Origin of the sequence: Streptomyces sp. NRRL B-3229 (genome assembly GCF_000719505.1) — a bacterium.
Classification (GTDB): Bacteria; Actinomycetota; Actinomycetes; order Streptomycetales; family Streptomycetaceae; genus Streptomyces; species Streptomyces griseorubiginosus.
On record NZ_JOGP01000016.1, the window covers coordinates 12,428 to 38,488 of the forward strand.

The 26,061-nt window shown below is 72.0% G+C and carries 24 protein-coding genes and 1 pseudogene; 9 read left to right on the forward strand and 16 right to left on the reverse strand.

The window, feature by feature from the left end; all coding sequences use genetic code 11:
- The first annotated feature begins 83 nt into the window (after window positions 1–83).
- Complete coding sequence (locus IF54_RS0124710) at window positions 84–806, forward strand: 3-keto-5-aminohexanoate cleavage protein (protein ID WP_030322296.1); 723 nt, start codon at window positions 84–86, stop codon at window positions 804–806.
- On the opposite strand, the gene IF54_RS0124715 is transcribed toward IF54_RS0124710, so the two are convergent.
- Complete coding sequence (locus IF54_RS0124715; RefSeq protein ID WP_030322298.1) at window positions 752–1,486, reverse strand: hypothetical protein; 735 nt, start codon at window positions 1,484–1,486, stop codon at window positions 752–754. The two genes, IF54_RS0124710 and IF54_RS0124715, sit on opposite strands and share 55 nt — an antisense overlap.
- 121 nt (window positions 1,487–1,607) lie before the next feature.
- Window positions 1,608–2,105 (reverse strand): redox-sensitive transcriptional activator SoxR, encoded by a 498-nt coding sequence (soxR, locus tag IF54_RS0124720; protein ID WP_030322301.1) that lies wholly within the window; start codon window positions 2,103–2,105, stop codon window positions 1,608–1,610.
- Window positions 2,106–2,213: 108 nt separating this feature from the next.
- On the opposite strand from soxR, the gene IF54_RS0124725 reads away from it, so the two are divergent.
- A complete protein-coding gene (locus tag IF54_RS0124725) occupies window positions 2,214–2,675 on the forward strand; it encodes a MaoC family dehydratase (protein ID WP_030322303.1) in 462 nt (153 codons plus the stop codon).
- 102 nt (window positions 2,676–2,777) lie between these two features.
- Here the strand turns inward: IF54_RS0124725 and IF54_RS0124730 are convergent, their stop codons facing one another.
- The 3 genes from IF54_RS0124730 to IF54_RS0124740 form a co-directional block, all read right to left on the reverse strand.
- Window positions 2,778–3,404 carry a TetR/AcrR family transcriptional regulator gene (locus IF54_RS0124730; RefSeq protein WP_030322304.1) on the reverse strand — a complete coding sequence of 209 codons (627 nt, stop codon included), beginning with the start codon at window positions 3,402–3,404 and terminating at the stop codon, window positions 2,778–2,780.
- A 167-nt stretch (window positions 3,405–3,571) separates the two neighbouring features.
- Window positions 3,572–3,859: a YiaA/YiaB family inner membrane protein gene (locus IF54_RS0124735; RefSeq protein ID WP_028809924.1), complete on the reverse strand. Its 288-nt coding sequence runs from the start codon at window positions 3,857–3,859 to the stop codon at window positions 3,572–3,574.
- A 59-nt stretch (window positions 3,860–3,918) separates the two neighbouring features.
- Window positions 3,919–5,106 (reverse strand): acyl-CoA dehydrogenase family protein, encoded by a 1,188-nt coding sequence (locus IF54_RS0124740; protein WP_051735516.1) that lies wholly within the window; start codon window positions 5,104–5,106, stop codon window positions 3,919–3,921.
- Between the two features lie 68 nt (window positions 5,107–5,174).
- Here IF54_RS0124740 and IF54_RS0124745 point away from each other — a divergent pair, with 68 nt between their 5' ends.
- Both IF54_RS0124745 and IF54_RS0124750 read left to right on the forward strand, forming a co-directional pair.
- Window positions 5,175–5,816 (forward strand): TetR/AcrR family transcriptional regulator, encoded by a 642-nt coding sequence (locus IF54_RS0124745; RefSeq protein ID WP_030322306.1) that lies wholly within the window; start codon window positions 5,175–5,177, stop codon window positions 5,814–5,816.
- Between the two features lie 128 nt (window positions 5,817–5,944).
- Window positions 5,945–6,886: a DMT family transporter gene (locus tag IF54_RS0124750; RefSeq protein WP_078852093.1), complete on the forward strand. Its 942-nt coding sequence runs from the start codon at window positions 5,945–5,947 to the stop codon at window positions 6,884–6,886.
- 27 nt (window positions 6,887–6,913) lie between these two features.
- Here IF54_RS0124750 and IF54_RS0124755 read toward each other — a convergent pair whose 3' ends face one another.
- From IF54_RS0124755 to IF54_RS43510, 10 genes and pseudogenes are all read right to left on the reverse strand, one after another.
- Window positions 6,914–7,993: a Zn-dependent alcohol dehydrogenase gene (locus tag IF54_RS0124755; protein ID WP_030322308.1), complete on the reverse strand. Its 1,080-nt coding sequence runs from the start codon at window positions 7,991–7,993 to the stop codon at window positions 6,914–6,916.
- Window positions 7,994–8,003: 10 nt separating this feature from the next.
- Window positions 8,004–9,392 carry an aldehyde dehydrogenase family protein gene (locus IF54_RS0124760; RefSeq protein ID WP_030322309.1) on the reverse strand — a complete coding sequence of 463 codons (1,389 nt, stop codon included), beginning with the start codon at window positions 9,390–9,392 and terminating at the stop codon, window positions 8,004–8,006.
- A gap of 271 nt (window positions 9,393–9,663) precedes the next feature.
- Entirely contained in the window at window positions 9,664–11,001 is a 1,338-nt protein-coding gene (locus tag IF54_RS0124765; protein WP_030322310.1) for an ABC transporter ATP-binding protein, read from the reverse strand.
- Between the two features lie 520 nt (window positions 11,002–11,521).
- Window positions 11,522–12,271 (reverse strand): annotated as a pseudogene (locus tag IF54_RS0124770) (class F sortase); the annotation flags it as partial.
- Window positions 12,258–12,920 carry a hypothetical protein gene (locus tag IF54_RS0124775; protein WP_030322312.1) on the reverse strand — a complete coding sequence of 221 codons (663 nt, stop codon included), beginning with the start codon at window positions 12,918–12,920 and terminating at the stop codon, window positions 12,258–12,260. The pseudogene IF54_RS0124770 and the gene IF54_RS0124775, both read right to left, overlap by 14 nt.
- Before the next feature lie 101 nt (window positions 12,921–13,021).
- Entirely contained in the window at window positions 13,022–14,263 is a 1,242-nt protein-coding gene (locus IF54_RS0124780; RefSeq protein WP_030322313.1) for an MFS transporter, read from the reverse strand.
- Between the two features lie 31 nt (window positions 14,264–14,294).
- On the reverse strand, window positions 14,295–15,719 hold the full coding sequence (locus IF54_RS0124785) for a CitMHS family transporter (protein WP_030322315.1): 1,425 nt from the start codon (window positions 15,717–15,719) through the stop codon (window positions 14,295–14,297).
- Window positions 15,720–15,840: 121 nt separating this feature from the next.
- A complete protein-coding gene (locus IF54_RS0124790) occupies window positions 15,841–18,072 on the reverse strand; it encodes a molybdopterin oxidoreductase family protein (protein WP_030322317.1) in 2,232 nt (743 codons plus the stop codon).
- Between the two features lie 77 nt (window positions 18,073–18,149).
- The gene (locus IF54_RS0124795) at window positions 18,150–18,770 is read right to left on the reverse strand and encodes a TetR/AcrR family transcriptional regulator (protein WP_030322318.1); all 621 of its coding nucleotides are present in this window, start codon (window positions 18,768–18,770) and stop codon (window positions 18,150–18,152) included.
- Between the two features lie 49 nt (window positions 18,771–18,819).
- Window positions 18,820–19,749, reverse strand: a complete 930-nt coding sequence (locus IF54_RS43510) for a hypothetical protein (RefSeq protein WP_234439052.1) — start codon at window positions 19,747–19,749, stop codon at window positions 18,820–18,822.
- 173 nt (window positions 19,750–19,922) lie between these two features.
- Here IF54_RS43510 and hmgA point away from each other — a divergent pair, with 173 nt between their 5' ends.
- The 3 genes from hmgA to IF54_RS0124815 all read left to right on the forward strand — a co-directional run bounded on the left by hmgA (window position 19,923) and on the right by IF54_RS0124815 (window position 23,378).
- Window positions 19,923–21,311 (forward strand): homogentisate 1,2-dioxygenase, encoded by a 1,389-nt coding sequence (gene hmgA, locus IF54_RS0124805; RefSeq protein WP_051735517.1) that lies wholly within the window; start codon window positions 19,923–19,925, stop codon window positions 21,309–21,311.
- Between the two features lie 122 nt (window positions 21,312–21,433).
- Window positions 21,434–22,183 (forward strand): GntR family transcriptional regulator, encoded by a 750-nt coding sequence (locus tag IF54_RS0124810; RefSeq protein WP_030322325.1) that lies wholly within the window; start codon window positions 21,434–21,436, stop codon window positions 22,181–22,183.
- A gap of 40 nt (window positions 22,184–22,223) precedes the next feature.
- A complete protein-coding gene (locus IF54_RS0124815; RefSeq protein ID WP_030322326.1) occupies window positions 22,224–23,378 on the forward strand; it encodes a type ISP restriction/modification enzyme in 1,155 nt (384 codons plus the stop codon).
- Between the two features lie 92 nt (window positions 23,379–23,470).
- On the opposite strand, the gene IF54_RS0124820 is transcribed toward IF54_RS0124815, so the two are convergent.
- A complete protein-coding gene (locus IF54_RS0124820) occupies window positions 23,471–24,184 on the reverse strand; it encodes a TetR/AcrR family transcriptional regulator (protein ID WP_030322327.1) in 714 nt (237 codons plus the stop codon).
- A gap of 63 nt (window positions 24,185–24,247) precedes the next feature.
- Here IF54_RS0124820 and IF54_RS0124825 point away from each other — a divergent pair, with 63 nt between their 5' ends.
- Window positions 24,248–25,186, forward strand: a complete 939-nt coding sequence (locus IF54_RS0124825) for a daunorubicin resistance protein DrrA family ABC transporter ATP-binding protein (RefSeq protein ID WP_030322328.1) — start codon at window positions 24,248–24,250, stop codon at window positions 25,184–25,186.
- Complete coding sequence (locus tag IF54_RS0124830) at window positions 25,183–25,965, forward strand: ABC transporter permease (protein ID WP_030322329.1); 783 nt, start codon at window positions 25,183–25,185, stop codon at window positions 25,963–25,965. The genes IF54_RS0124825 and IF54_RS0124830 overlap by 4 nt, the downstream gene beginning before the upstream one ends.
- Window positions 25,966–26,061: the final 96 nt, after the last annotated feature.

Here is a 26,061-nt window from a genome sequence, read left to right on the forward strand (position 1 = left end):
CGCTGGGGGTGCGCCGGGGATGCCGCACCCCCTGTATTGCCGGGCCCGGCGGGACTGCCGGTGCCGACTGGCATCATCGAGTGATGGTGCAGGTGTGTCTGAACGGTCCGCGCGGGGCGGCCGACGGGACGGCGGTACCGCTGACGCCCGAGGCCATGGCCCGGTCGGCGGCCGAGGCCGTCGCGGCCGGCGCGACGGACATCCACGTCCATCCCAAGACACCGTGCGGGCAGGACAGTCTGTCGCCGCGTGTGGTCGCGGCGACGCTGGAGGCGATCCGGGCCCTGGTGCCGGTCCCGGTCGGCGTGACCACCGGCGCCTGGTCCGAGCCGGACCCCGCGGCCCGGGTCGCCCGCGTCCGGGAGTGGACCGTGCTGCCCGACCACGCCTCGGTCAACTGGCACGAGCCGGGTGCCGAGTCGGTGGCGGCCGCCCTGATCGAGCGCGGGGTCGGCGTGGAGGCCGGTATCTGGTCGGGGACCGACGCGGCGGCCCGGTTCGCGAGGTCACCGCTCGGGCCGAGAGTGCTGCGGGTGCTCGCGGAGGTGACGGACACAGAGGCGGCCGAGACCGCCGCGCACCGCCTCCTCGCCGGCCTGGGCCCGGCTCACGGTCGCCCGGTGCTGCTGCACGGCGAGGACGCCGGAGCCTGGCCGGTACTGCGGCTGGCCGGACGCCTGGGGCTCGCGACCAGGGTGGGACTGGAGGACGTGCTGGTCCTGCCGGACGGGCAACGGGCGCTTTCCAACGCTCAGTTGGTGTCCGAGGGGCTGGTCCAGTACGGGTGCGCCCAGCGCTCGTCGTAGGGCAGGGCGAGGAGTTCGGCCTGGACGGCCAGGTCGGGCTCGCCGCTGGCGCGGAGGCGGGCGGGGGCGTGGGTCGCCAGCCAGGACTGTAGGGCGGCGACCGCGGATCCCTCGTCGTCGTGGATCCACCAGAGCCACGGCGAACCGTCGGTGATCAGGTGGTACAGCCAGTCCTTCGCACAGCTCACCAGGTGCGCCTCTACGGCTGGCCCGTCCCGGAAGCGGTCGAGGAGCGGGGTCATGTCGTCCAGGATCATGGCGCAGGTCTCGAACACGTCGTGGACGGGGTACGGCGGCTCGGGGTTCGTGAGGGCGTCGTCCCACCAGGCGAGCACGAACGCCTCGACGGCTTGGGCCTGTCGGGTCGGCCAGGCCCGCCAGTCGACGCGGCTCAGGCCGTGCCGGGCCCAGCCGATGCCGTCCAGGCTGCCGTCGGCCATGGCGTGTGCTGCCTGCGGGAGGAGGCGGCGCATCACCGCCGGGTGGTCCTCGAAGTGACCGGGGCTCTCGAAGACGAACCGGCGGACCAGATCGGCGGGCACGCGCGTGTACGGGGTGCGCAGATACGCGATCTCCTCGGGCCCGTAACACAGCTCGCAGCCGGTCTCGGTGGGGCTCGCGAAGCCGTTGAACACGGTGTCGATGTCGGCGAGGGCCGCGGCAAGGGCCGGTGAGGTCATGGGAGTTCGTCCCGTCAGGACTCCGGGCGCGGTGTCGCCGCGGGCCGAAGATCGCGACGCTACCAGGCCCCGGCAGGGGGACCCAGTGGTTTTCCCGGGACACGGTGACCGCCGTCGCGGCTCAGCAGCACTCCCCCGCCGCCCCTTTCGGTTGCCGTTCCCCGCTCTGCTGCACCAGCAGGCGAGACCCCGTGTGACGGTCGCCGAAGACGTCGTCCGGGTTGGACAGCACGCAGGTGTCGAGGGAGAGACAGCCGCAGCTGATGCAGTCGGTGAGGTGGTCGCGCAGACGGTTCAACTGCTTGATGCGCTCGTCCAGTTCGGAGCGCCAGGCCGCGGAGAGCCGGGCCCAGTCCTCACGGGTGGGGGTGCGTTCCTCGGGGAGCTCGGAGAGGGCGTCGCGGATCGTGGCCAGCGGGATGCCGACCCGCTGCGCGGCCCGGACGAAGGCGACCCGGCGCAGCGCGTCACGCGAGTAGCGGCGCTGGTTGCCCGTGGTGCGGCGGCTGCTGATCAACCCCTTGGACTCGTAGAAGTGCAGGGCGGAGACGGCGGCGCCGCTGCGCGCGGCGAGCTGGCCGACCGTGAGCTCGTGGATCTTCTCGGGAATCTGGGGCACCCCTCGAACCCTACCCATGCCGCCACCCCGGCGGGTCCGTTGACAGGGGCCCTCCGGCCGACCATGCTAAGCAGTCGCTTAGACATGATGGGGCGAGGAGGCCGGGACATGGCAGAGCCGAGGATCTTCACGGGTGCGGACGACCTGAAGGCTGCGGTGGGCGAGGAGCTGGGGTACACCGACTGGCTGGAGGTCGACCAGAAGCGCATCGACCTGTTCGCGGAGGCCACCGGCGACCACCAGTGGATCCATGTCGACCCGGAGAAGGCCGCCACGGGCCCCTTCGGCACGACCATCGCGCACGGCTACCTCACGCTCTCCCTGCTGCCGCTCTTCGGGCCTCAGCTGATCAAGGTCGAGGGCGTGAAGATGGGCGTGAACTACGGGACGAACAAGGTCCGTTTCCCCGCGCCGGTGCCCGTCGGCTCCCGGCTGCGCGCCACCGCGCGGATCACCGGAGTCGACGACGTCGCGGGCGGGGTGCAGGTCACCGTGGCCTTCAGCGTGGAGCGCGAGGGCGGGGACAAGCCGGTGTGCGTGGCGGAGTCGGTGTCGCGGTACTACCTGTAGGGCTGCCCTCGACGCACTAGCTGTAGGGCTGCCCTCGACGCACTACCCGTAGGGCTGCCCTCGACGTACTACCCGTAGGGCTGCCGCTCGGCGCCCGTGGGGCTACTTCGCCGCCCCCACCATCCGCAGCACGAGGTCGGCGTCGAGCGCGCCGACCTCGTCGGGGGTCCAGGGGCCGTCGACGTTGAACCAGCGGGCCACGTCGATGCAGAGCGACATCACGGCGAGGGTGGTGCCCTTGACGTCGAGGACGTCGAACTCGCCGGAGGCGACGCCGTCCTCGATGATCCCGCGCACCACGGCGTCGCACTGGCGGCGCAGGTCGAGGATCTCGGCGCGGGCGTCGGGGCCGAGGGAGTCGAGTTCGTACTGGACGACCCGGGCGGTGGTACGGCCGCCGGCGTGCCAGCGGACGAACGAGCTCACGGCGTCGGTCAGCCGCTCGGTGGCGGTGCCCTCGCGGCGGGCGGCGACCTGGAGGATCTCCAGGGCCTTGGTGTGCCCGATCCGGCTGATGCGGTGGAGCAGCTCTTCCTTGGTCTTGTAGTGGATGTAGAGCGCGGCGGGGCTCATTCCCGCCCGGCCCGCGATGTCGCGGGTCGTGGTGGCGTGGTAGCCGCGCTCGGCGAACGCCTCCACCGCGGCGACGAGCAGCCGCCGCGCCGCGTCGGGCGTGACCTCACCCCACGCCGACGTCTCGCCGCCGGCCGTCTCCTCCGCCGTGCTCATCGCAGACCCCTCTCCACCGTTCAGAGCCCCCACCATACCGCCGAACCTGAGCAACCGCTTAGCCTCCCCGCTCAGACGCGGGAAACGACAGGGAGGGGGACAGGCCGGGGAGGACAGGCAGGGGAGGACAGGCAGGGTGGGCAGGCAGGCAGGCAGGCAGGGGAAACTCAGAGCTTCTCGAAGGGGTCGTGTTCGGCGAGGAGCTTTTCCAGGCGGGCCTGGTCGACCCGGCTGACGATCTGGCCGGCCTCCTGGCGGTCGCGGATCACCTTGGCCAGGGTGAAGGCCGAGGTGACGAGGTACAGAACGGCGATGGCGAGGAACCCCCGCACCCAGGCATCCGCGTTCAACCGGAAGATGCCGATGGCCGTGGCCGCCATGGCCACACCGAAGGAGGCGACGGCCTGTCCGTAGAAGGCCGCCGTGTTCTGCTGCTTGACCGGTGTCTCACTCATGGACAGAGTCTCGGCCCGCCGCGACCGCGGCCACATCCGCTCAAATACTCAGCTGGTACTCAGAACGCCGACACACCTGTCAACGCCCGGCCGATCACCAGCTTCTGGATCTGGCTCGTGCCCTCGTACAGGGTCATCACGCGCGCGTCCCGCAGCAGTTTGCCCACCGGGTACTCGTCGATGTAGCCGTACCCGCCGAACACCTGCACCGCGTTGTTCGCGGCCCGCACCGCGGCCTCCGAGGCGAACAGCTTGGCCTTGGAGGACTCCACGGCGAAGGGCAGGCCGCGGTCGATCAGATCGGCGACCCGCCAGGTCAGCAGTCGCGCCGCGTCCACGTCCACGGCGATGTCACTGATCAGCTCCTGGACCAGCTGGTGCCCCGCGATCGGCTTGCCGAACTGCTCGCGCTCACCGGCGTACCGGACCGCCGCGTCCAGCGCGGCCTGCGCGATCCCCACGCACCCCGCCGCCACCGACATCCGCCCCTTGGCCAGCGCGGACATCGCGACGGAGAACCCCTTTCCCTCGGGTGCCAGCATCGCGGAGGCCGGCACCCGCACCCCCTCCAGGACCAGCTCGGCGGTCGCCTGTCCACGCAGGCCCAGCTTGCCGTGGACGGTCCTGCGGGTCAGACCGGGGGTGTCGGTCGGCACCAGGAACGCGGAGACGCCCTTGTGTCCGGGTGCGTCCGTCGAGCGGGCGAACAGGAGCACCACATCGGCCCACGTGCCGTTGGTGATGAACATCTTGGTGCCGTCGATGACGTATTCGTCACCGTCCCGCACCGCGCGGGTGGTGAGGTTGCCGGCGTCGGAGCCGGTCCCGGGCTCGGTGAGGCCGAAGCAGCCGACGTACTCCCCGGAGGTGAGCCCCGGCAGCCAGCGCCGCTTCTGCTCCTCGCTCCCCCATGCCGCGACCGTCTTGGCGACCAGTCCCAAGGAGACCGACACGATCCCGCGCACGGAGGAGTCGCCCCGCCCGAGCTCCTCGGTGACCAGGCAGTACGCGAGATGGTCGCCGCCCGAGCCGCCGTACTCCTCGTCGATCGTCAGCCCGAGGAACCCCACCTCGCCGAGCTTCTTGACGACAGCCCGGTCGACCTCCTCGGCGCGATCCCAGGCGACGACATGGGGGGCGATCTCACGGTCCACGAAGTCCCGCGCCAGCCGCCGGACGGCGGTCTGCTCCTCGCTGAGCCCCAGGTCGACCACGAGATCACCCCACTGTGAGAGACAGGCATGCATGACAGGCAGGAAAGACAGCTTTAAATTAGCACTGCTAGTTTACCTTCCGCCGCCCTACTATGTGCGCCATGGCCCGACCGCGCAAGCCCCTCCTCAGCACCGACCGGATCGTCGAGACGGCCCGCGCGCTCGTGGACACCGACGGTCTGGCGGGCCTCTCCACCCGCCGGCTCGCCGCGGAGCTCGGGGTCAGCGGCCCATCCCTCTACAACCACTTCCGCACGAAGGACGAGATCCTGGAGGCGGTCGCCGACTCGGTGAGTGCCCAGGTCGACCTGTCGATGTTCCAGGACGGCCGACCGTGGCGGACGGCCCTGCACGACTGGGCCGTCTCCTACCGCTCGGCCCTGCGCGACCACCCGAACATCGTCCCGGTCCTGGCCCAGGGTCCCGGCCGCCGCCCCGCGGGACTCCGGCTCGCCGACGCGGTCTACGGCGCGATGGTCGACGCGGGCTGGCCCCCGGCCCAGGCCACGTCCATCGGCGCGCTGATGCGGTACTTCATCATGGGCTCCGCGCTCGGCTCCTTCGCGGGCGGCTTCGTGGACGACGCGAGCGCGTACGACCCGGCCGACTACCCGCACCTCGGCCAGGCCCACCTGCTCGCGGAACAGCAGGAGAAGATCGACGAACGGGCCTTCGAGACGGGCCTCAGGGCCCTGCTGGACGGTCTCGCCCAGCAGTACGAGCAGGTCGGGCGCACCGCGTAGCGGCAGCGCAGACACAGGCCGAGGCACAGGCACTGGCACTGGCACTGGCACAGGCACAGGCACAGCAACGCAGCCGTCCGAAATCCGCGAGCTTTCCGGCCCCGCACCTTCCTACCCTCGGAAACATGATGAACCCCCGCCGCACCGAACTGCTGGCAGCCGGCGCAGCCACCGTCACCGTCGTCCTGTGGGCCTCCGCCTTCGTCTCCATCCGCAGCGCGGGCGAGGCCTACTCCCCCGGCGCCCTGGCCCTCGGCCGGCTCCTGTCGGGCGCGCTCGCCCTGGGCGTGATCTGCCTGGTACGGCGGGAAGGTCTTCCGCCACGTGAGGCCTGGCGAGGCATCGCCGTCTCCGGCATCCTCTGGTTCGGCTTCTACATGGTCGTCCTGAACTGGGGCGAACAGCAGGTCGACGCGGGTACCGCCGCCCTGGTCGTCAACATCGGCCCCCTGCTGATCGCCCTGCTCGGCGCCCGGCTGCTCGGCGACGCGATGCCGCCGCGCCTGCTGGCCGGCATGGCGGTGTCCTTCGCAGGCGCGGTCACCGTGGGCCTGTCGATGACGGACGACGGCGGCTCCTCCGTGCTCGGCGTGGTGCTGTGCCTGCTCGCGGCGATCGCCTACGCGGGTGGAGTCGTCGCCCAGAAGCCCGCCCTCGGGTCGGCGAGTCCCCTTCAGGTGACGACCTTCGGCTGCCTGGTCGGAGCCGTCGTCTGCCTGCCGTTCTCCGGGCAGCTGGTGTCGGAGGCGTCCCACGCCCCCGCCTCCGCGACGCTCAACATGGTCTACCTGGGCGTCTTCCCGACCGCCCTGGCCTTCACCACCTGGGCCTACGCCCTCGCCCGTACGACGGCCAGCCGGATGGGCGCGACCACGTACGCGGTGCCCGCCCTGGTCGTCCTGATGTCCTGGCTGGCGCTCGGCGAGGTCCCCGGGCTGCTCACCCTCGCGGGCGGGGCGCTGTGCCTCGCGGGCGTGGCGGTGTCGCGGTCCCGGGCCCGGACCGCCGCGGGCCCGGTGACGGCGACGGCACCGGTCCCGCGGCCCGAGAAGGCCTCGGACTCCTCGTAGACGAACCCCGTCCGCGAGGACCGTGGGTCAGAACACCACCAACGCCCTGCCGCCCTTGCCCGCCAGCATGTTGTCGAAGGCCGCCGGGATGCCGTCCAGGGCGATCCGCTCGGTCACCAGCATCCCGAGGTCCAGGCGGCCCGCCCGGACGTGCTCGGCGAGCACCGGCAGGTCCTCGGCCGGGTCGGAGTTGCCGTAGACGCAGCCCGCGAGGGTCCGTCCCCAGTGGAAGATCTCCAGGGCGTTGAAGGAGACCTGCTGGTCCTTGCCGCCGATGCCGACGACCGTCGTACGGCCGCCGCGGCGGGTGGAGTCCCAGGCCGTGCGGATGGTCGAGGCGCGGCCGACGCACTCGACGGCGACGTCCACGCCCTGCTTTCCGGTGAGACCCCTGATCTCGCGGGCGGTGTTCTCGGAGGCGATCACGTAGTCGGTGGCTCCGGCGGCGCGCGCCAACTCCTCCTTCTCCGGGGAGACATCGACCGCGACGATCCGCGAGGCACCCGCGATCCGGGCCGCCTGGAGGGCGGCCAGGCCCACGCCCCCGACGCCGTACACCGCGACCGTCTCGCCCTCGCGGACCCGGGCCGCGTGGTGGACGGCGCCGTAGCCGGTGAGGACGGCACAGCCCAGCAGGGCCGCGTCGGTGAGCGGGATGCCGTCGGGGAGGGGCAGCAGGCAGGACGCGGAGACGACCGTCTCCTCGGCGAACGCGGCGACGTTCAGGCCGGGGTGCAGGTCGGTGCCGTCGGCGGTACGGGCGTAGACGTCGGCGGCGCCGTTGAGGGCGTTGGCGCACAGCCAGACCTCGCCGAGTGAGCAGGCGTGGCACCTGCCGCAGGAGGGCGCCCAGTTGAGGACGACTCCGTCGCCGGGAGCCACCCCGGTGACGCCCTCGCCCACGGCGACGACCGTGCCCGCGCCCTCGTGGCCGAGGACGGCCGGGACGGGGACGCGCATGGTGCCGTCGGACAGGGAGAGGTCGGAGTGGCAGACCCCGGCGGCGGCGAGCCGGACCCGTACCTGGCCGGGGCCGGGGTCCGGGAGCTCGATGTCGGTGACCTCGAGGGGAGCGCCCACGGCGGGGAGAACTGCTGCGCGAACCACGTGAAGGCTCCTAGAACTGGAGGGACTTGGTCTGGAGGTACTCGGCGAGACCGTGCGAGCCGAGCTCGCGGCCGACGCCGGACTGCTTGTAACCGCCGAAGGGGGCGAGGGGGTTGAAGCGGCCGCCGTTGATGTCGACCTGCCCGGTGTCCATCCTGCGCGCGAAGGCCACCGCCTCCGCCTCCTCACCGGCCCAGACGGCGCCCGCGAGCCCGTACACCGTGCCGTTGGCGATGCGCAGGGCGTCCTCCTCGTCCTCGTAGCGCAGGATCGACAGGACCGGGCCGAAGATCTCCTCCTGGGCGATCGTCATCCCGGACGTCACGTCGGCGAAGACCGTGGGGGCGACGAAGTAGCCCTGCTCTCGCGGGGATTCGGGGCCACCGGCAACCAGCCGGGCACCCTCGGCCACGCCCTTCTCGATGTAACCGCGCACTCGTGCCTGCTGCTTGGCGTTGACGACGGGGCCGATGCGCTCGCCGTACTTCGCGGCAGCGGCGGCGGCCAGCTCGACGGCCTCGTCGTACTGGTCCCGGTGGACCAGCATTCGGGTCCAGGCACTGCATGTCTGGCCGGAGTTGGACATCACGTTGGCGACGCCGACGTTGACGGCCTTGGCGAGGTCGGCGCTCGGCAGGATGACGTTGGCGGACTTGCCGCCGAGTTCCAGGGCGACCTTCTTCAGCGCGGCGCCGGCGGTCGCGCCGATCTGCCGGCCGACGGCGGTGGAGCCGGTGAAGGAGACCAGGTCGACCCCGGGGTGCTCGGCGAGGGCCTGTCCGGCGACCGGGCCGAGGCCGGTGACCAGGTTGAGGACACCGGCCGGGACGCCCGCCTCGTGGACCGCCTCGGCGAAGAGCTGGGCGACCAGCGGGGTGTCCTCGGCGGGCTTCAGGACCACCGTGCAGCCCGCCGCCAGCGCCGGTGCGACCTTGGCGACGATCTGGTGCAGCGGGTAGTTCCAGGGGGTGATCGCGGCCACCACACCGACCGGCTCCAGGTGGACCGTGGAGTTGCCGACCTTCTCCTCGAAGGGGTGGGTCGCGGCCAGTTCGGCGTAGGAGCCGGCGACCGCGACGGGGACGGCCGCGTGGACGTTCTGCGAGAACTTCAGCGGCGAGCCGAGTTCGGCGGTGACCGTCTCGGCGATCTCGTCCTTGCGGGCGGCCAGCACGTCCCGGAGGGCGGCCAGCCGGGCGGCCCGCTCGGCCGGAGCGGTCGCGGCCCAGGCCGGGAGGGCGGCGCTGGCGGCCCGTACGGCGTGGTCGACGTCCTCGGCGGTGCCCGCCGGGACCCGCCCGATGACCTGTTCGTCGGCCGGGTTCACGACCTCGATCACGTCCGGTCCGGTGGCCGGGCGCCACTCGCCGTCGATGTACATGCCGTCGTGCGCCTTCATGGTGCGTCCTCCCGGGCTGGGCCGTGTCGTCGTCCGGCTCACAAAGTCCAGCCCACAAACTAGCGGCGATAGTTTTTCGGCGCCAGGGCGGGGTGGACCACCCCAGGAGATCAGAACCAGGGCGGGCCGGACGACCCCGGGACGTCCGGCGAACCTACGGGCTCACGTCCCGCCACCGTCCGTGTCCGCTCAGCACGGTCAGCGCGCCGGGAAGGCCGGGGTGACGTCCGTGCCGGCGCCCGGCGCCAAGCCCCGTCGGCGCGCACGCAGTTCATTCGTCCAGGTCCGGAAGGTGGTCCGGGGACGGGCAGATGCGCTCGCCGTGCTGGTCGAAGACGAACAGGTGGGAGATGTCGACGAGGAGGGGGACCTGCATGCCGCGGCGGAGGTCGATGTCCGGGGTGGTGCGGACGACCAGGTCACCGGGGAGGCGGGGGTCGGGCGGCGTGGCGCCGGGACCGGGGTCCGGTGCGTCGTCCAGGACCACGACCGGGCCCGCCCGCAGGGAGCCGGCGCGTTCTCTGAGGCGGTTCAGGACGGTGCCGTCGCGGCGGCGCCTGGCCGCCGGGCGGGCGGTGGGGCGCGCGGCCTCCAGGTCGGGGACGTGGGCCGGACGGGAACCGGTGTTGAAGTGCACGAGGACCTCGTGACCCTGGAACTCCACGTGCTCGACCAGCCCGGTGATCGGCATCTCGCCGGGGCGGGCGGAGGCGGGATGGGCGATGCGGACGGCCTCCGAACGCAGCCCGACGATGACCTCCCGGCCCTGCTGGACGCGGAGCAACTGGTGGTCCAGGGACAGCGGTTCGGGCAGCCGCAGGTACTGCTTGCCGAGGCTGATGGTCATGGCTCCGTCCAGCGGGGCCCGGACCAGGCCGCGCAGCAGGTTGATGCGCGGGGTGCCGATGAACGCGGCGACGAAGACGTTGCGGGGCAGGGCGTACACCGAGCGCGGGGAGTCGACCTGCTGGAGGACTCCCCCGCGCATGACGGCGACCCGGTCGCCCAGCGACATGGCCTCGGCCTGGTCGTGGGTGACGTAGACGGTGGTGACGCCCAGTTCGCGGGTGAGGCTCGCTATCTCGGCGCGCAGGTGGTTGCGGAGCTTGGCGTCGAGGTTGGACAGCGGCTCGTCCATCAGGAAGGCGGAGGGGTGGCGGGAGATGGCCCGGCCCATCGCCACACGCTGGCGTTCACCGCCGGAGAGCTGGGCCGGGTAGCGGTCGAGGAGGTCCTCGATGCCCAGCATGCGGGCGGTGGCGTCCACGCGCGGGCGCGGGTCCGCGCCGGGGGCCTCGATGCGGAGCGGGAAACCGATGTTCGCGCGGGTGGTCATGTTCGGGTAGAGGGCGAAGTTCTGGAACACCATCGCCATGCGCCGCTCGGCGGGCCCCAGGTCGTTGGCGTACTCGCCGTCCAGCCTGAGTTCGCCCTCGGTGATCTCCTCCAGCCCGGCGATCATGCGCAGGACGGTGGACTTGCCGCAGCCGGAGGGGCCGAGCAGGACGAGGAACTCGCCGGGCGTGATGTCGAGCGTGAGGCGGTCCACCACCCGGGTTCCTCGGGTGTACGTCTTGCTCACGTCGTGCAGGGAGATGGAGCGTGTCATGGCAGTGCCCCCGGGGGCTGACTCAGGCGTTGGTGCTCCGCGATCGGACGACCCCGGACGGCTCGCACGGGGCTGTGCGTCACGGAAGTTAACGGAATGCACCCGGCGGGGGGAAGGGACTGGGCGGGATCCGGCACTCCCGTCCAGTCCCTGAGAAAGCGGACGACCTGGTTCAGCGAACCGCCACGCTCGTGGACGGCTGCCACACGGGGACCTCGGGCTCGCGATTCCGGGGGTCGGGGCCTCGCGGCACGGAGCTTTGGGGCCCGTTGTTCGAGGGATCGGGGGCACGGGAGCCGGGACCTGGGAGCCCCGCGTTCGAGGACCCGGGACTTGCGGGCCGGGGGCTCCGGAGTCCGGGGCTTGCGGGCCCGGGGCTCTGGAAGCCGGGGCTTGCGGACCCAGTGCTCTGTAGACCGGGAGTTGAGGACCCAGGGCTCTGGAGACCGGAACTCGAGGACCCGGAACCTGGCGGCCAGGGACTCCGGAGCCCGGCGGACCGGGTCGGGCCGGGCCGGGGCTCGCGGGTGCCGACGAGGTGGGCGAAGACCACGACGTTGCTGGTGTAGCCCGTCCGTCTCGTGAAGAGCCCGCCGCAGGTGATCACGCGCAGTTCCGGGCGCCGGGACTGCCCGTAGACCTCCTTGTCGGGGAAGCCCGCCTTGTCGAAGACCTTCACCCGGTCCACGGCGTAGACGGCGGTACGGCCGTCCGCGCGCCGCGCCTCGATGAGCTTGCCGGGCTTCACCTCGGCGAGGGCGGCGAAGACGGCGGGGCCGGTCCTGGTGTCGCGGTGGCCCACGGCGATCGCCGTGCCGGCCTCACCGGGGGTCGGGCCGCCCTCGTACCAGCCCACGAGCTTCGGCTTGTCGACCGGCGGTGTCGCCAGCTCCCGGCCCTTGATGAGCCCGAGGCCCATGACCGGGGCGTTGATGCCCAGGGACGGAATGCGCAGGGACGTCGGCCGGGACCGGGACAACGGGCGCGGCGGGAGCGTGCGCGGCGGGGTGCTCCGCGGCGGGCGGCGGGCCGAGGGCGTCGACCCCACGGCCGCGCCCGGCCCACCGGCCACCTTCGCATCCGGGCCGGCGCCCGAGCCGGCGGCCGCCACGGCGTCCGGGCCGCCGGGCCCGTCCGGCAAGGGCGGCCCGTCGTCGGCCGTGCACCGCACCCCCGTCGTCACCAGGACGACCGTGAGCAGGGCCGTCCTGGTGAGACGGTAGGCGCGGGTCCGGTACCAGGGCCTGCGTCTGCGCCTACGCGGCGCCATGGGGCCGACGGCGGTTCTGCCGGAACCAGGCGACGCCGCCGACCGCCACCAGGCCGACCGCGCCGGCGCCGGCCACCGGCGCGTACGCGGCCGCGGTGTCGACGAGACCGCCGCCACCCGCGTGCACACCGCCCTTCGGGCCGTTGGAGTCGCTCTGACCCCAGGCCCCGCCGCCGCCCTGCTGCCGGTCCTCGATCTGGTCGCCCGGACGGCGCCCGCCGTCGCGGTCGGCCTCATGGCAGTTGACGCGGAAGACCTTCTCCTTGGTGACACCCGCCACGATCCACGTGATCTTGTACTGTCCGTCCGCCACCCCCAGCGGGTCGGTGTGGCCGGCACCTCCGGCGAGCTGGACGGCGCCGGTCACCGTCGCGGCGGTGGGCAGCGGAGGCTGGGGGGTGATGGTGTAGGCGATGGTGGTGAGAACGTCGAAGTTGACGGCATCCAGGTAGAACTTGCAGACCCTGGGGTCGTCCTTCGACACGCCGTAGGGCACGCCCACGCGGTGGATCCTGATGTCGCCGTTCTCTCCTGCGGCCGAGGCGGCGGGTGCCGCCACCCAGGAGGCGCCGGACGCGGCGAGGGCGGTGAGGACGACAGTGGCACCCGCGCGGGCGCGGAGACCATGTGGGAGTGTCAGGCTGGGCATGCGCGCTCCTCCGATTCAGACGATTTTCATACAAATCGTTCTTTCGCGAGGACTCTGCTTCATGTGCCCGGCGGCCGGCCGCATCGACGCCCGGCGCGCCGTCAGATATCGCTCGTGCGGCGCAATCCCGAGCGCTTCGGCCGCTCCCCCGGGGCCGGTCCGGCCCCTTCCTCGCGCCGCGCCGACGAGCGCAGCGCGACTCCCGACGACACCAGCAGCAGGCCGCCCAGCATCACGAACGGCGCCGCCACTCCCGCGACCCCCGCCACCAGCCCCGCGGTGGCCGGTGCGGCGACCTGGCCGAGGCGGTTGCCGGTCAGGCGCAGGGCGAGGGCGGTGGAGCGGGCGCCGTCGGGGGCGGCCTGGACGACCGTCGTCATCGACAGCGGCTGTCCGACACCGAGGCAGAAACCGAGCAACGCGAGCATCACGGCCAGCGCCCACACCGGGACCGGCAGTGCGACACCCGCGCACAGGAGGGCGCCCAGCAGACACGTCACGGTGAGGAGCGGCGCGCGCCCCAGCAGCCGTAGCAGCGGAGTCAGCACCAGACGGCAGGCGATGGTCGCCGCCGCGCGCAGGCTCAGCAGCAGGCCGATCACCGAGGGGGCGATGCCCCGGTGCTCGCCGACCACCGGGAGGTACGCGGTGAGGATGTCGGTGGCGGACAGCACGGACAGGCTCACGAAGATGCCGCCGGGCACGCCCCGGGCGCGCAGGATGCGTCCGACGGGGACCCGGTCGCCGGGCCCGGTACGGGAGGTGGCCGCCGTGTCTCGGTGCTCGATGCGCCACAGCGAGGTGAACGAGACCGCCGCCCCCGCGCCCGCGACGAGCAGCGCGAGCGCGCTGGTGCCCGCCCGGTCGGAACCGCCGATCAGCGCGCCTGCCGCGAGCGGGCCCACCAGCTGGCCGAGGGAGACGCCGATGGTGAAGTGGCCGAAGTTGCGGTCCTGTTCGTGCGGGGCGGACTGGCGGGCGACCAGGGACTGGGAGCCGATGACGAAGCAGAGATGGCCGAGCCCCATCACCCCGCTCCAGACCGCCATCGTCCACAGGGAGTCGGCGATCCCGCTCAGCGCGCACCCGCCGGAGATGAGCACCACTCCCACGGGCAGCAGCGGCGCACATCGCCCGTGGTCCGTACGGCGGCCCAGCGGTACGGCGGCGAACAGCGGGAGCAGCGCGTACACACCGGCGATGACACCGATCGCGCGTTCGTCCGCGCCCAGCGCGAGAGCCCGGTAGGAGACGGCGGGCCGTGCCATCGACACCGCCCCCTGCGTGAAGCTGAAGGCGATGACGAGGCGGAGCAGCCAGCCGCGGTTCCCACCGGGCGCCATGTGCGAGTCCTCCGACGGTACGGGAAGCGGATCAGATGATTCCGAAGAGGATGCCTGCCCCGAGGATCACCAGGCATGTGAGCGCGGCCCACTTGACCACGAACCTGGTGTGGTCGCCGAACTCCACCTTGGCCATGCCGACCAGGACGTACACGGCCGGGACGAGCGGGCTCGACATGTGCAGGGGCTGGCCGACGAGGGAGGCGCGGGCCATCTCCAGCGGGGTGACGCCGTGCGCGGCACCGGCCTCGGCGAGCACCGGCAGGACACCGAAGTAGAAGCCGTCGTTCGACATGAAGTAGGTGAGCGGGAGGCTCAGCACGCCGGTGACGAGGGCCATGTGCGGGCCCATGCCCGAGGGGATGACGTCGACCATCCAGCGGGCCATGTGGTCGACCATGCCGGTGCCCTGGAGGACGCCGGTGAACACGGCGGCGGCGAAGACCATGCCGGAGACGTTGAGGACGTTGTCCGCGTGGGCGGCGAGCCGCGCCTTCTGGTCGGGGATGTGCGGGAAGTTGACGGTGAGCGCGAGCGCCGCACCGAGCAGGAACAGCACCGGGATCGGCAGCCACTCCATGATCATGCAGGTGAGCAGGACGACCGTGAGCAGCGCGTTGAACCAGTACAGCTTGGGGCGCAGGGTGGGACGGTTCGGGTCCAGGACCTGGAAGCGCTTCTGCTCGTCCGCCTCTTCGGCCTCGTCGTCCGTGTCGGTGCCGGAGCCCGAACCGCCGGTGGCCGCAGCGGACTTGCCGGTGCCGGAGCCGGCGCCCACCAGGACGGACTCGGTCTCCTTCTCCTCGACCTTCTCCTCGACGAGGACGTCGCCCAGCGTGAGCACGCCCAGCCGCTTGCGCTCGCGCATGCCGAGGACGTACGAGAGGACGAAGACGCCCAGCAGGCCGACGGCCAGGGCCGGGATCATCGGGACGAAGATGTCGCTGGCGTCGACCTTCAGCGCGGTGGCCGCGCGGGCCGTCGGACCACCCCAGGGCAGCGTGTTCATCACGCCGTTGGCCATGGCGGCGACACCGGTCATCACGACCAGGCTCATCTTCAGGCGCTTGTACAGCGGGTACATCGCCGAGACGGTGATCATGAAGGTGGTCGAGCCGTCGCCGTCGAGCGAGACGATCGCGGCGAGCACCGCGGTGCCGACCACGATCCGCATCGGGTCGGCCTTGCAGAACTTCAGGATCCCGCGCACGACCGGGTCGAAGAGGCCGACGTCGATCATCACACCGAAGTAGACGATCGCGAACATGAGCATCGCCGCCGTGGGGGCGAGGCTGGTGACGCCGTCGATGACGTAGTCACCGAGCTTGGCGCCCTTCCCGACGAAGACACAGAACAGTGCCGGGATCAGCACGAGCGCCGCGATCGGCGACATCTTCTTCATCATGATCAGGACCAGGAAGGTCGCGATCATGGCGAAGCCGAGGATGGTCAACATGAGTGGATACCTAACGTTCGCCCTTGAACTCCCACCAGGGCCGGCGGTTCGACGACGTTAGGTCCGTTCGTTTGGCGTTAACAAGACGTTGACGTGCGAGCAATAAGCGCAAAACTCCAGGTCACGGACTTGCGATCAGTTCGACGGGCACTCCGTTGAGGACCGCGTTGCCTGACAGGGGGTCCAGGAGGGTGCCGTCGAGCAGCTGGTTCACATTGACACCGGGGTCCTGGGCCGCGTGCCGCAGACGGGTCCCGGGGCGGTCGTGGCCCCAGCCGTGCGGCAGGCTCACCACACCCCGCCGAACCGTGTCGGTGATCTCCACCGGCGCGGTCACCGCTCCCCCGGCCCCCTTGATCCCGACCAGCTGGCCGTCGGCGAGCCGCAGGTCCTCCGCGTCCTCGGGGTGGATGTGCAGGGTGCAGCGGTTGGTGCCGCCCGTGAGAGCGGGGACGTTGTGCATCCAGCTGTTGTTGGAGCGCAGGTGCCGGCGGCCGATGAGGACGAGCCCCTCGGCCCGCTGCCGCAGGGCCTCCCGCAGCCGGGGCAGGTCGTCCGCGATCGGCCCGGGCAGCAGCTCGACCTTGCCGCTGCGGGTCTTCAGCGGCTGCGGCAGCCGGGACGTCAGCGGTCCGAGGTCGATGCCGTGCGGATGCGCGAGCAGCTTCGTCAGGCTCAGCCCGTCCGGTCGTACGCCGAAACCGTCGCCGTAGGGGCCGAGGCGCAGCATCATGTCGAGCCGCCGCTCGGGGCCGGTGTCGCCCTGGAGGAGGGCGGCGAGCTCCTGCGGGTCGCGGCCATGGACGGGCGAGTGGGTCTCCTTGACCGCCTTGCCGAGGGTCTGGCCGACGACCAGGTCGTCCACCGCGGAGGGGTCGGCGCCGTGCATGCCGGTGGCGGCGAGGACCAGCCGGGCGAGGATCTCCGTCTCCGCCATCCGGCCGGGCTCCAGCGGGACGGCGGGGCGGGTGTAGCGGACCTGGTTGCGGACGGCCAGGGTGTTGAACGCGAAGTCGTGGTGCGGGCTCTGGGAGGGCGGGGGCGGCGGCAGCACGACGTGGGCGTGGCGCGAGGTCTCGTTGAGGTACGGGTCCACGCTGACCATGAAGTCGAGGGAGCCGAGGGCCTTGTCGAGGCGGTCGCCGTCGGGGGCGGACAGGACGGGGTTGGCGGCCACGGCGATCAGTGCCCGGATCGGCTCGCCCTCGCCGGTCGCGGTGTCGATCTCCTCGGCGAGCGCGGAGAGCGGCAACTCGCCCTTCGCCTCGGGGTGTTGGCTCACCCGGGAGTGCCAGCGTCCGAGGGCGAAGCCGTGGCTGGGTCCGGCGGGCCGGGGTGTGCGGTCGGTGGCGGCCTGTGGGAAGAGGGCGCCGCCGGGCCGGTCGAGGTTGCCGGTGAGGATGGTGAGCACGTCGACGAGCCAGCTCGCGAGGGTGCCGTGCGGGACCGTGCAGCTGCCGATGCGGCCGTATACGGCGGCGGTCGGGGCGGCGGCGAGTTCGCGGGCGAGGGTGCGCGTCAGCGAGGCGTCCACGTCACAGGCGGTGGCGACCGCTTCGGGGGTGAAGTCCCTTACGGCATCTCGGAGTTCGTCGAGTCCCTGGAGGTGGGGGGCCAACTCCCCGGTGTCCACGAGGTCTTCCTCGAAGAGCACCTGGGTCATCGCGGCGAGGAGCAGCGCGTCGGTGCCGGGCCGGATGGCGATGTGCCGGTCGGCGAGCCGGGCGGTGCGGGTGCGGCGGGGGTCGACGACGGTGAGGGTGCCGCCGCGGGCCTTGAGCGCCTTGAGCTTGCCGGGGAAGTCGGGGGCGGTGCACAGACTGCCGTTGGACTCCAGGGGGTTGGCGCCGAGGAGGAGCAGGTGGTCGGTGTGGTCGAGGTCGGGCACCGGGATTGCGTTGGCGTCGCCGTACAGCAGTCCGCTGGAGACGTGCTTGGGCATCTGGTCGACCGTGGAGGCGGTGAAGACGCTCCGGGTGCCGAGTCCGGCGAGCAGCACCGGCGGGTAGAGGGCGCCGGCCATGGTGTGCACGTTGGGGTTGCCGAGGACCACCCCGACCGAGTTCGCCCCGTACCGCTCGACGACGCCCCGGATCCCGGCGGCGACCGCGTCGAAGGCCTCCTCCCAAGTGGCCTCGCGCAACTCCCCGTCCCGTCGTACGAGAGGGGTGCGCAGCCGGTCGGGGTCACCGTCCACGGCCCCGAAGGCGGCGCCCTTCGGGCAGATGAACCCCTTGCTGAACACGTCGTCGCGGTCGCCGCGGGCCCCGGTGACCCGGGTCCCCTCGACCGTGAGCGTCAGACCACAGGTGGCCTCGCACAGGGGGCAGATACGCAGAGCGGTGCGGGACACGGGTCCTCCCGGGGCAGCGGTGCCAGTCCCCGTGAGCATACCGACCGGTATGGACGGAGGGGAGGGGTTGCCGGGACTCAGTCCAGAACGCGCGCCAGATACGCGCGCAGCATCTCCCGCATCTCCTGGATGATCCGCTCGTCCCCCTCCGGCGCCATCCGGAAGGCCAGGTGGACCAGGGTGTCCGCGGTTTCCGTGGCGATCAGGAAGGTGCGGCGGAGGTCGTCGTCGGGTTCGCGCGAGAGGTAGCCGGAGAGCAGCTCGGTGAGGCGTTCGGCGACGCGGTGGTTGGGTTCGGCGTGGCGGGCGCCCACGGGGATCTGGTTGCCGAAGTCGACCAGGGAGAAGCCGGGGGCGGTGCGTTTCATGGCGAGGTACTCGTCCAGGACGACGTCCATCGCGGTCCGCCAGCCGCCTTCCTCGCCCGACTTCCCGAGGCGGTCGGTGACCCGCGCCGTGAAGCGTTCGAGGTTGCGCTGGGCGAGGGCGTCGGCCATCTGCCGCTTGTTGCCGAAGAAGCGGTAGACCGAGCCGATGGGCACGCCGGCGCGCAGGGCCACGGCGCGGGTGCTCAGGTTGTCGTAGCCGACCTCGTCGAGCAGGTCGGCGCAGGCGTCGAGGATTCTGGTCAGCCGTTCGGCACTACGCCGCTGCACGGGGGCACGGCGAAGCGGGGTCGCTTGGGGCACGGGCTTCATGATGCCTTTCCACCGAGGCGGGGTGAACCCCACGGGGTGCCTGCGGCGCTCATACGCGGACTCCGGTACGCACCGTGATCCGCGGCGCGCGGGCGCCGGGGCGGGTGCTCGAGGTGATCGGCGTCGCGGGGGCGCCGGGGCGGGTGCTCGCGGCGATCGACGTCGCGAGAGAGCCGATGCCGGTGCCTGCCGTGATCGACGTTGCTCCGGCGCCGTCGCGCCTGGGCGCCGTGAGCCCTGTCGCGTGGGCGTCGTCGCGGGTGCCCGCTGTGAGCCGCGTCCCGGTGGAGCCGTTGCCGGCACCGTTCGTGAGCCTCGTGCCGGAGCCGCTGCCGCCGGCGATCGCCGCGAACCGCGCCCCGGATTCACCTGCACCCGGCAGGGACTCCGGCTCCGAGCCGTCCCCGTCCGCACCGTCCCCGCCCGCACCCGCCGTCGGCTCCGACCCAGGGGTCCCGGCCGCCGGGCTAGTCGACGTCTGCGGCTTCGACGCCGTGACGTCCGCCGTGCTCTCCACCGGGTCGCCGTCCACGGCCCACACGGTGCCGTCGTCGGCATAGAGGCGGGCGGTGACCTTGTGGGTGCCCTGCGGGACATACGCGGCGGCGAGCCGGTACGTGGGAGTGCGCAGGGTGGTGACCGGGCGGTCGTCCACGAGGAGGACGGCGACACCCCGGCCGGAGACCGCCTCGGCCTCGGTGCCGTCGGGCGAGAACGCGAAGTTCTCGACGGTCAGCCGCACCGACCAGCAGTCGTCGGTGGCGGGCTGCACCTCTATGCCGACCCCGGGAGCGTTCTTCTTGTCCACCTCGCGGTAGTGCCGCCCCTCGCCGTCGGTGTCGCCGAGGACCTTGCCCACCGGCGAGACCGACTGGCCCTCCCCCTGCCCCTGCTCCCCACTGGCGCCACAACTCACGGATCCGGTCACCAGCACGACACAGACCGCGAGCGCGGCAAGGAGTCCCCGCGTCCACGACATGCCGGCGAGCCTAGAACACGGGTACGACACCGAGAATCCCCCTGTGGTCTGTTCTCGTCCTCATCCCTGAGGAGGTCACGAGCGGGGAAATCGGTTCCACGCGACGCCCTCTTGCGCCGCCGAAACCGCAATCCTACGGTAGTCCATAGGAATCAGATCGCAAGGGAGCGACCATGAGCGGGGACGCGGCGAGCACACGCGCGGACGCAGTGAGCACCAGCGGGGACGCGGCCAGCACCCGCGGCGACGCACGCAAGACCGCCGAGGGCCTGACGTATCTCTCCGGCTTCGGCAACGAACACGCCTCGGAGGCCGTCCCGGGGGCCCTCCCCGAGGGCCGCAACGCCCCCCAGCGCGCCCCCGTCGGCCTCTACGCCGAGCAGCTCAGCGGCACGGCCTTCACCGAGCCGCGTGCCCACAACCGCCGCTCCTGGCTGTACCGGATCCGCCCCTCGGCCGCGCACCCGGCGTTCACCCACACCCACCACGGCCGGATCCGTACGGCCCCCTTCACCGAATCGGTCCCGGACCCCAACCGGCTGCGCTGGGACCCGCTGCCGGAGCCCGCCGAGGGCACCGACTTCCTGGCCGGCCTGTGGACCCTCGGCGGCAACGGCGACGTCACCCAGCGCACCGGAATGGCCGTGCACCTTTACCACGCCACCGACTCCATGGACCGCGTCTTCAGCGACGCCGACGGCGAGCTGCTGATCGTCCCCGAGCGCGGCGGACTACTGCTGCGCACCGAGTTCGGGCTGCTGCATGTGGAGCCCGGACATGTGGCACTGGTCCCCCGTGGGGTGCGCTTCCGTGTGGAGCTGCTGGACGAGTCCGCCCGCGGATATGTGTGCGAGAACTACGGCGCCCCCTTCCAGCTCCCCGACCTCGGCCCCATCGGCGCCAACGGCCTCGCCAACGCCCGCGACTTCCGGGCCCCCGTCGCCGCGTACGAGGACATGGAGGGGCCGGTGGAGGTGGTCAACAAGTTCTGCGGCAACCTCTGGACGGCGACCTACGACCACTCCCCCCTCGACGTGGTCGCCTGGCACGGCAACCACGTGCCGTACGTCTACGACCTGCGCCGTTTCAATGTCATCGGCTCGATCTCCTACGACCACCCCGACCCGTCGATCTTCACCGTGCTGACGTCCCCGTCGGACACTCCGGGGCTGGCCGGCGTCGACTTCGTGGTCTTCGCGCCGCGCTGGCTGGTCGGCGAGGACACGTTCCGGCCGCCTTACTTCCACCGCAACGTGATGAGCGAGTACATGGGCCTGATCGAGGGCGCGTACGACGCCAAGACCGCCGGGAAGGGGGGTTTCGTGCCGGGCGGCGGCTCGCTGCACAACATGATGTCGGCGCACGGACCCGACCGGGAGACGTTCGACCGGGCGAGCGCGGCCGAGCTGCGGCCGCAGAAGATCGACGACGGACTCGCGTTCATGTTCGAGACCCGCTGGCCGGTGACGCTCACCGCCCACGCGGCCCGGGCGGACCACCTCCAGCCGCACTACGACGACGTGTGGCGGGGCCTGGAACGCCATTTCCGCCCCACGCGCTGATCCACCGCGCCCCACGCACTGCACCGGTCCGCCCGCCGCGCCGGGCCGGCCGTCCCAGCGATCCGCCCGGCCCACCGGTCCGCCCGTTGCACCGACCGACGCGCGAAAGGTACGGATAGCCCGTGACCTCCTTCGCTCCGGACTCGATCGTCCTGAACCGCAAGCTGCCGCTCTGGTACCAGGTGTCGCAGTCGCTGCGCGCCTCCATACTCGGCCGCTCGCCCCAGGACCCGCTGCGCCTGCCCACCGAGGAACAGCTCGCCGGGCACTACGGCGTGAGCGTGCTGACCATGCGGCAGGCACTGAAGGAGCTGGAGGACGAGGGGCTCATCACCCGGCACCGCCGCCGGGGCACCTTCATCGAGCCGGACGCCAGAAGGGGCAGCCCGGTCCGGCTGCTCGGCTCGGTGGACGCGATCGTGGCCCAGCAGTCCGGTATGACCACCGAGCTGCTGGACCACGGCAAGTCCGCGGTGCCCGTCGAACTCGCCGAGCACTTCCCGGCGTTGGACGAGGTGGCGGCGTACCACCGGCTCCGCAGCGACGAGCGGACCGGCGAGCCGACCAACCACGCCCGCAACTACGTCCGCCCCGAACTGGCCGCGCGCATCGACCCGTCGGACCTGGTGCGCTGGCCGATGACGAAGGTGCTGCGCGATGTCGTCGGGGCGGACATCAGCCGCATCACGGACACCGTGGAGGCACGGCTCGCGGACCCGGAGACGGCCCGGCTGCTCCAAGTCCCCCTGCTCAGCCCGATCCTGCACTACACGGGCCTGGCGTACGACGGGGAGGGCCGGGTGCTGGACGCGGCGGTGATCCACTACCGCGGCGACCGCTTCTCCTTCACCGTCACCCTGGACGCCACGTGAACGCACGGGGCGCGGCTGCCTGTCCGCGGAAAGTCGTACGATGCCCAGCGTGACGCACGACGACGCTCCGCCACTCGCGGACCTCATGCCGTGGTCCGTCGCACCGCCGCGGCTCGGCCGGGGGTGGCCGGCGGGCCCCGACGCGGCCTCCCTGAAGGCCCGCTGGGACGCGCTGCTGAAGGCCGAGGGCCCCGACCGGGAGGCCCTGTTCGAACCGACCCGGTCCCGCACCCTGCGCTCGGCGGTCGGACAGCTGCCGGGACGGACGGGCGGCACCGAGCGCCTCGCGCGCGCCTCCGGCCCCTGCCCGGAGCCGGTAAGGACCCTGTCCGCGCCCTTCGACGAACAGTGGCTGATCCCGGACCACCGGCTGATCGACGCCGCCCGGCCCGAACTGTGGCGGGTGGCGGACGAGTCGCAGGTGTTCGTGGTGGAGACACCGACGGAGGGCCGGGGCCCGCACCTCCTCGCGACCTCGCTGCTGCCCCTGCTCCGCCCCGGGCGCATCCGTCCGCTGTACCGCCGCCCGGACGGCACGGAACCGAACCTGGCGCCGGGCCTGCTGGAACACCTGCGGACGCGGCTCGGTGTCGCGGTGGAACCGCTGGACGTCCTTGCCTGGATCCTGACGGCGGTACGCTCCGACGTCACCGTCCCGCTCCCCGCCGACCCCGAACTCTGGTCCCGTGGCGTGGAGTCGGGCCACCGCACGCTGTGGCTGATGCGCCGCGACGGCGACCGCCCGAGACTGCCCGGCGGCCGCCGCCCGTACGTCCGCGCGCCCTTGCCGTCCCGCCCGCTGACCCTGGACTACGACCGCGACGAGGAAACCCTGCTGCTGGACGACGGCCGTATCTCCCCGGTACCGCCGGATGCCTGGGACTTCGAGGCGGGCGGGGTACGGGTGCTGGAGCAGTGGTTCACGGCCCGGACCGAGGAACCGGAACCGGGCACCCTGGCCGCGATCCGCCCGACGGCCTGGCCCCAGACCTGGACGTCCGAACTCCTGGAGTTGATCACGGTGCTGGCTCTGCTGGCGGATCACCAGCCCCTGGAGGACGAGTTGCCGTCGCAGATCACGACGACCGACCTGCGTGAGGCGGGCGTATTTCCGGTTCCGGACGCGGCCCGAAGGCCGGCTTCAGTCCTGGACGGCCACGAGGAGGGGCCGGAGGGTCAACTGACGCTGCTGTAGCCCACCCGGGGGCGCGGGGATGTGTTGGATTTGCGGCTACCGCCGCGCGGGCGCGACCAGCCCACAGCGGCGCCGCACCCGGCACGAAACAGTCACCCCCGCGGCGAGAACCCGTCCAATACCCGCCCCAACATCCTCTCGAAGACCGCATCAAGATCAATCGGCCCCGCATCCTCCGCGAACGACGCCGCCAGCCGCGGATACGCCCCGGAAGCCACCTGACCCCCCAGATAAGCGATGCGCACCGCGTTCTCCTGCTCCTCCGACCACGGCAACGACCGCACCCGCTCTGCCGTGGACAGCTCGTTGGAGACATACGTCGTCACACACCCGTTGAGCATCGCGACCAGCTCGATCTTCGTGCCGTAGGGCGCGTCCAGCGGGTCGAGGCAGGCGAGGCAGTGCTCCAGGTAGCGCAGGGCGTTGGGGCTGAAGCCGTACACCCCTGACATCAGCCGGACCATCCAAGGATGCCGGTGCATGAGCGCCTTGGTCTGGCGCGCGTTGCGGAGCATGTCGGCCCGCCAGTCCCCCGTCGGCTCGAACAGGTCGTGCTCACCGCTGACCGCGTCCACCATCAGCTCGTACAGGTCCTCCTTGCGGGGGACGTAGTTGTACAGCGACATCGTGCCGCAGCCCAGTTCGGCCGCGACGTGCCGCATCGACACCGCGTCCAGCCCGCCGGCGTCAGCCAGCCGCACCGCCGCCGCCGCGATGTCCGCCCTGGTGAACGCGGGTTTGGGCCCACGCCCGGTCCGTTCGGGACGAGCCCAGATCACTTCGGGTACGGCCGCTCGGCCCGCCATCGGTCATCACCTCGGCCACCATCCTAGTTACGTACAGCGTACGTAGTGCGCTATGGTCCTGCCATGACTTCTACGTACGCTGTACTTAGTGAGGGTCTGGAAAAACGGTTCGGGGAGGTCCATGCCCTGCGCGGCCTCGATCTCGCGGTCGCCCAGGGCACGGTCTGCGGCATCCTCGGGCCCAACGGCGCGGGCAAGACCACGGCCGTACGGCTGCTCACCACGCTGCTGCGGCCCGACGCGGGCTCGGCCCGGGTCGCCGGGCACGACCTCGTCCGGGAGCCGGAGGCGGTCCGCCGCTCCATCGCCGTCACCGGGCAGTACGCCTCGGTGGACGGGGACCTCACCGGCCGGCAGAACCTCGTGCTGTTCGCGCGGTTGCACCGGGTGCGGGGGCCGGCCGAGCGGGCCGCCGAGCTGCTCGACCGCTTCGGGCTGGCCGAGGCCGCCGACCGGACCGCCGCCACCTACTCGGGCGGGATGCGCCGCCGGCTGGACCTGGCGGCGAGCCTGGTCCGCCGTCCGGAGATCCTCTTCCTCGACGAGCCGACGACCGGCCTCGACCCCGCCAGCCGCAACCTCATCCACGACGCCGTACGCGAGCTGACCGCGGACGGCACGACGGTGCTGCTGACCACGCAGTACCTGGAGGAGGCCGACCAACTCGCCCATGACATCGCCCTGGTGGACAAGGGGCGGGTAGCGCACACGGGTTCGCCGGCCTACCTCAAGACCCTGATGGGGGCGCATGTCGAGATCGTGGTCGCGGACCCCGACGTCCTGGCGAGAGCGGCCGCCTTGCTCGAGCAACTCACGGGCGGGGAACCGTCGTTCGACCAGGACCGCCACGCGGTCGGCTCGACCACCCGGGACACCACTCTCACGTTGCCCCGGCTGGTGCGCGAACTGGACGCGGCGGGTGTGCCGTTGCTCGACGCGAGCATCCGGCCGCCGACCCTGGACGAGGTTTTCCTGCGACTCACCGAGGAGGTGGCCGCATGAGCATGTCGGCCTACGACGGCACCGCAATGCTGGGCCGCCAGTTGCGCCGGGTGCGGAACAACCCGGGGCTGCTGGTCCTGACCCAGACCATGCCGATCACCATGCTGCTCTTCTTCGGCTATGTCTTCGGCAGCGCGCTGGCGATGCCGGGCGAGCAGTACCGGTCCTTCCTGGTGCCGGGTCTGCTGGTGGCGACGGCGGCGAACGGGATCATGACGGGGATGTTCCAGGCGGCCCAGGACGTCCACCGGGGCGTGACGGAGCGGCTGCGGACCCTGCCGATCAGCCGGGCGGCCGTACCGCTGGGACAGTCGGTCGCGGACGTCGTGGTCAGCGCCGCGGGGCTGGTGCCGTTCCTGCTGGTGGGGCTCGCGGTGGGCTGGCGGGTGGAGGGGTCCGCGCCGCAAGCAGTGGCCGCCGTGGGGCTGTTGCTGCTGTTCCGGTTCGCGACGACCTGGGTGGGCATCTTCCTCGGGCTGCTCAGCCGCAACGAGGAGGCCGCGGGTCAGCTGGGCGGAGCCACCTTCATCCTGCCGCTGCTGTCCAACGCCTACATCCCGACCGAGGGTCTGCCCGGGTGGCTGCGGACCGTTGCCGAATGGAACCCGATCAGCGCGGTGACCACGGCCCTGCGGCACCTGTTCGGGAACGCACCGGTGCCGGAGGGGGCCGCCTGGCCGGTGGCACATCCGATCGCAGGGTCACTGCTGTGGTGCGCGGTACTGCTCGCGGTCTTCGCACCGCTCGCCGTGCGGCGGTACGGGCGCGGAGAAGGCTGAAAGCCTCTCGCTGACCGCTTGGCGCTGAAAGCCCCCTGCTGAACGCCTCTTGCCGGGAGGAGAGTTCGGGCCCTGCCGGGGCCCGGGCCGACCTCG

Bases quoted from the DNA above. Each gene is read 5' to 3' on its own strand.
- IF54_RS0124710 (WP_030322296.1), top strand. From the start codon at position 84: ATGGTGCAGGTGTGTCTGAACGGTCCGCGCGGGGCGGCCGACGGGACG.
- IF54_RS0124715 (WP_030322298.1), bottom strand. From the start codon at position 1,486: ATGACCTCACCGGCCCTTGCCGCGGCCCTCGCCGACATCGACACCGTG.
- IF54_RS0124725 (WP_030322303.1), top strand. From the start codon at position 2,214: ATGGCAGAGCCGAGGATCTTCACGGGTGCGGACGACCTGAAGGCTGCG.
- IF54_RS0124730 (WP_030322304.1), bottom strand. From the start codon at position 3,404: ATGAGCACGGCGGAGGAGACGGCCGGCGGCGAGACGTCGGCGTGGGGT.
- IF54_RS0124735 (WP_028809924.1), bottom strand. From the start codon at position 3,859: ATGAGTGAGACACCGGTCAAGCAGCAGAACACGGCGGCCTTCTACGGA.
- IF54_RS0124740 (WP_051735516.1), bottom strand. From the start codon at position 5,106: ATGCATGCCTGTCTCTCACAGTGGGGTGATCTCGTGGTCGACCTGGGG.
- IF54_RS0124745 (WP_030322306.1), top strand. From the start codon at position 5,175: ATGGCCCGACCGCGCAAGCCCCTCCTCAGCACCGACCGGATCGTCGAG.
- IF54_RS0124750 (WP_078852093.1), top strand. From the start codon at position 5,945: ATGAACCCCCGCCGCACCGAACTGCTGGCAGCCGGCGCAGCCACCGTC.
- IF54_RS0124760 (WP_030322309.1), bottom strand. From the start codon at position 9,392: ATGAAGGCGCACGACGGCATGTACATCGACGGCGAGTGGCGCCCGGCC.
- IF54_RS0124765 (WP_030322310.1), bottom strand. From the start codon at position 11,001: ATGACACGCTCCATCTCCCTGCACGACGTGAGCAAGACGTACACCCGA.
- IF54_RS0124775 (WP_030322312.1), bottom strand. From the start codon at position 12,920: ATGCCCAGCCTGACACTCCCACATGGTCTCCGCGCCCGCGCGGGTGCC.
- IF54_RS0124780 (WP_030322313.1), bottom strand. From the start codon at position 14,263: ATGGCGCCCGGTGGGAACCGCGGCTGGCTGCTCCGCCTCGTCATCGCC.
- IF54_RS0124785 (WP_030322315.1), bottom strand. From the start codon at position 15,719: ATGTTGACCATCCTCGGCTTCGCCATGATCGCGACCTTCCTGGTCCTG.
- IF54_RS0124795 (WP_030322318.1), bottom strand. From the start codon at position 18,770: ATGAAGCCCGTGCCCCAAGCGACCCCGCTTCGCCGTGCCCCCGTGCAG.
- IF54_RS43510 (WP_234439052.1), bottom strand. From the start codon at position 19,749: ATGTCGTGGACGCGGGGACTCCTTGCCGCGCTCGCGGTCTGTGTCGTG.
- hmgA (WP_051735517.1), top strand. From the start codon at position 19,923: ATGAGCGGGGACGCGGCGAGCACACGCGCGGACGCAGTGAGCACCAGC.
- IF54_RS0124815 (WP_030322326.1), top strand. From the start codon at position 22,224: ATGCCCAGCGTGACGCACGACGACGCTCCGCCACTCGCGGACCTCATG.
- IF54_RS0124820 (WP_030322327.1), bottom strand. From the start codon at position 24,184: ATGGCGGGCCGAGCGGCCGTACCCGAAGTGATCTGGGCTCGTCCCGAA.
- IF54_RS0124825 (WP_030322328.1), top strand. From the start codon at position 24,248: ATGACTTCTACGTACGCTGTACTTAGTGAGGGTCTGGAAAAACGGTTC.
- IF54_RS0124830 (WP_030322329.1), top strand. From the start codon at position 25,183: ATGAGCATGTCGGCCTACGACGGCACCGCAATGCTGGGCCGCCAGTTG.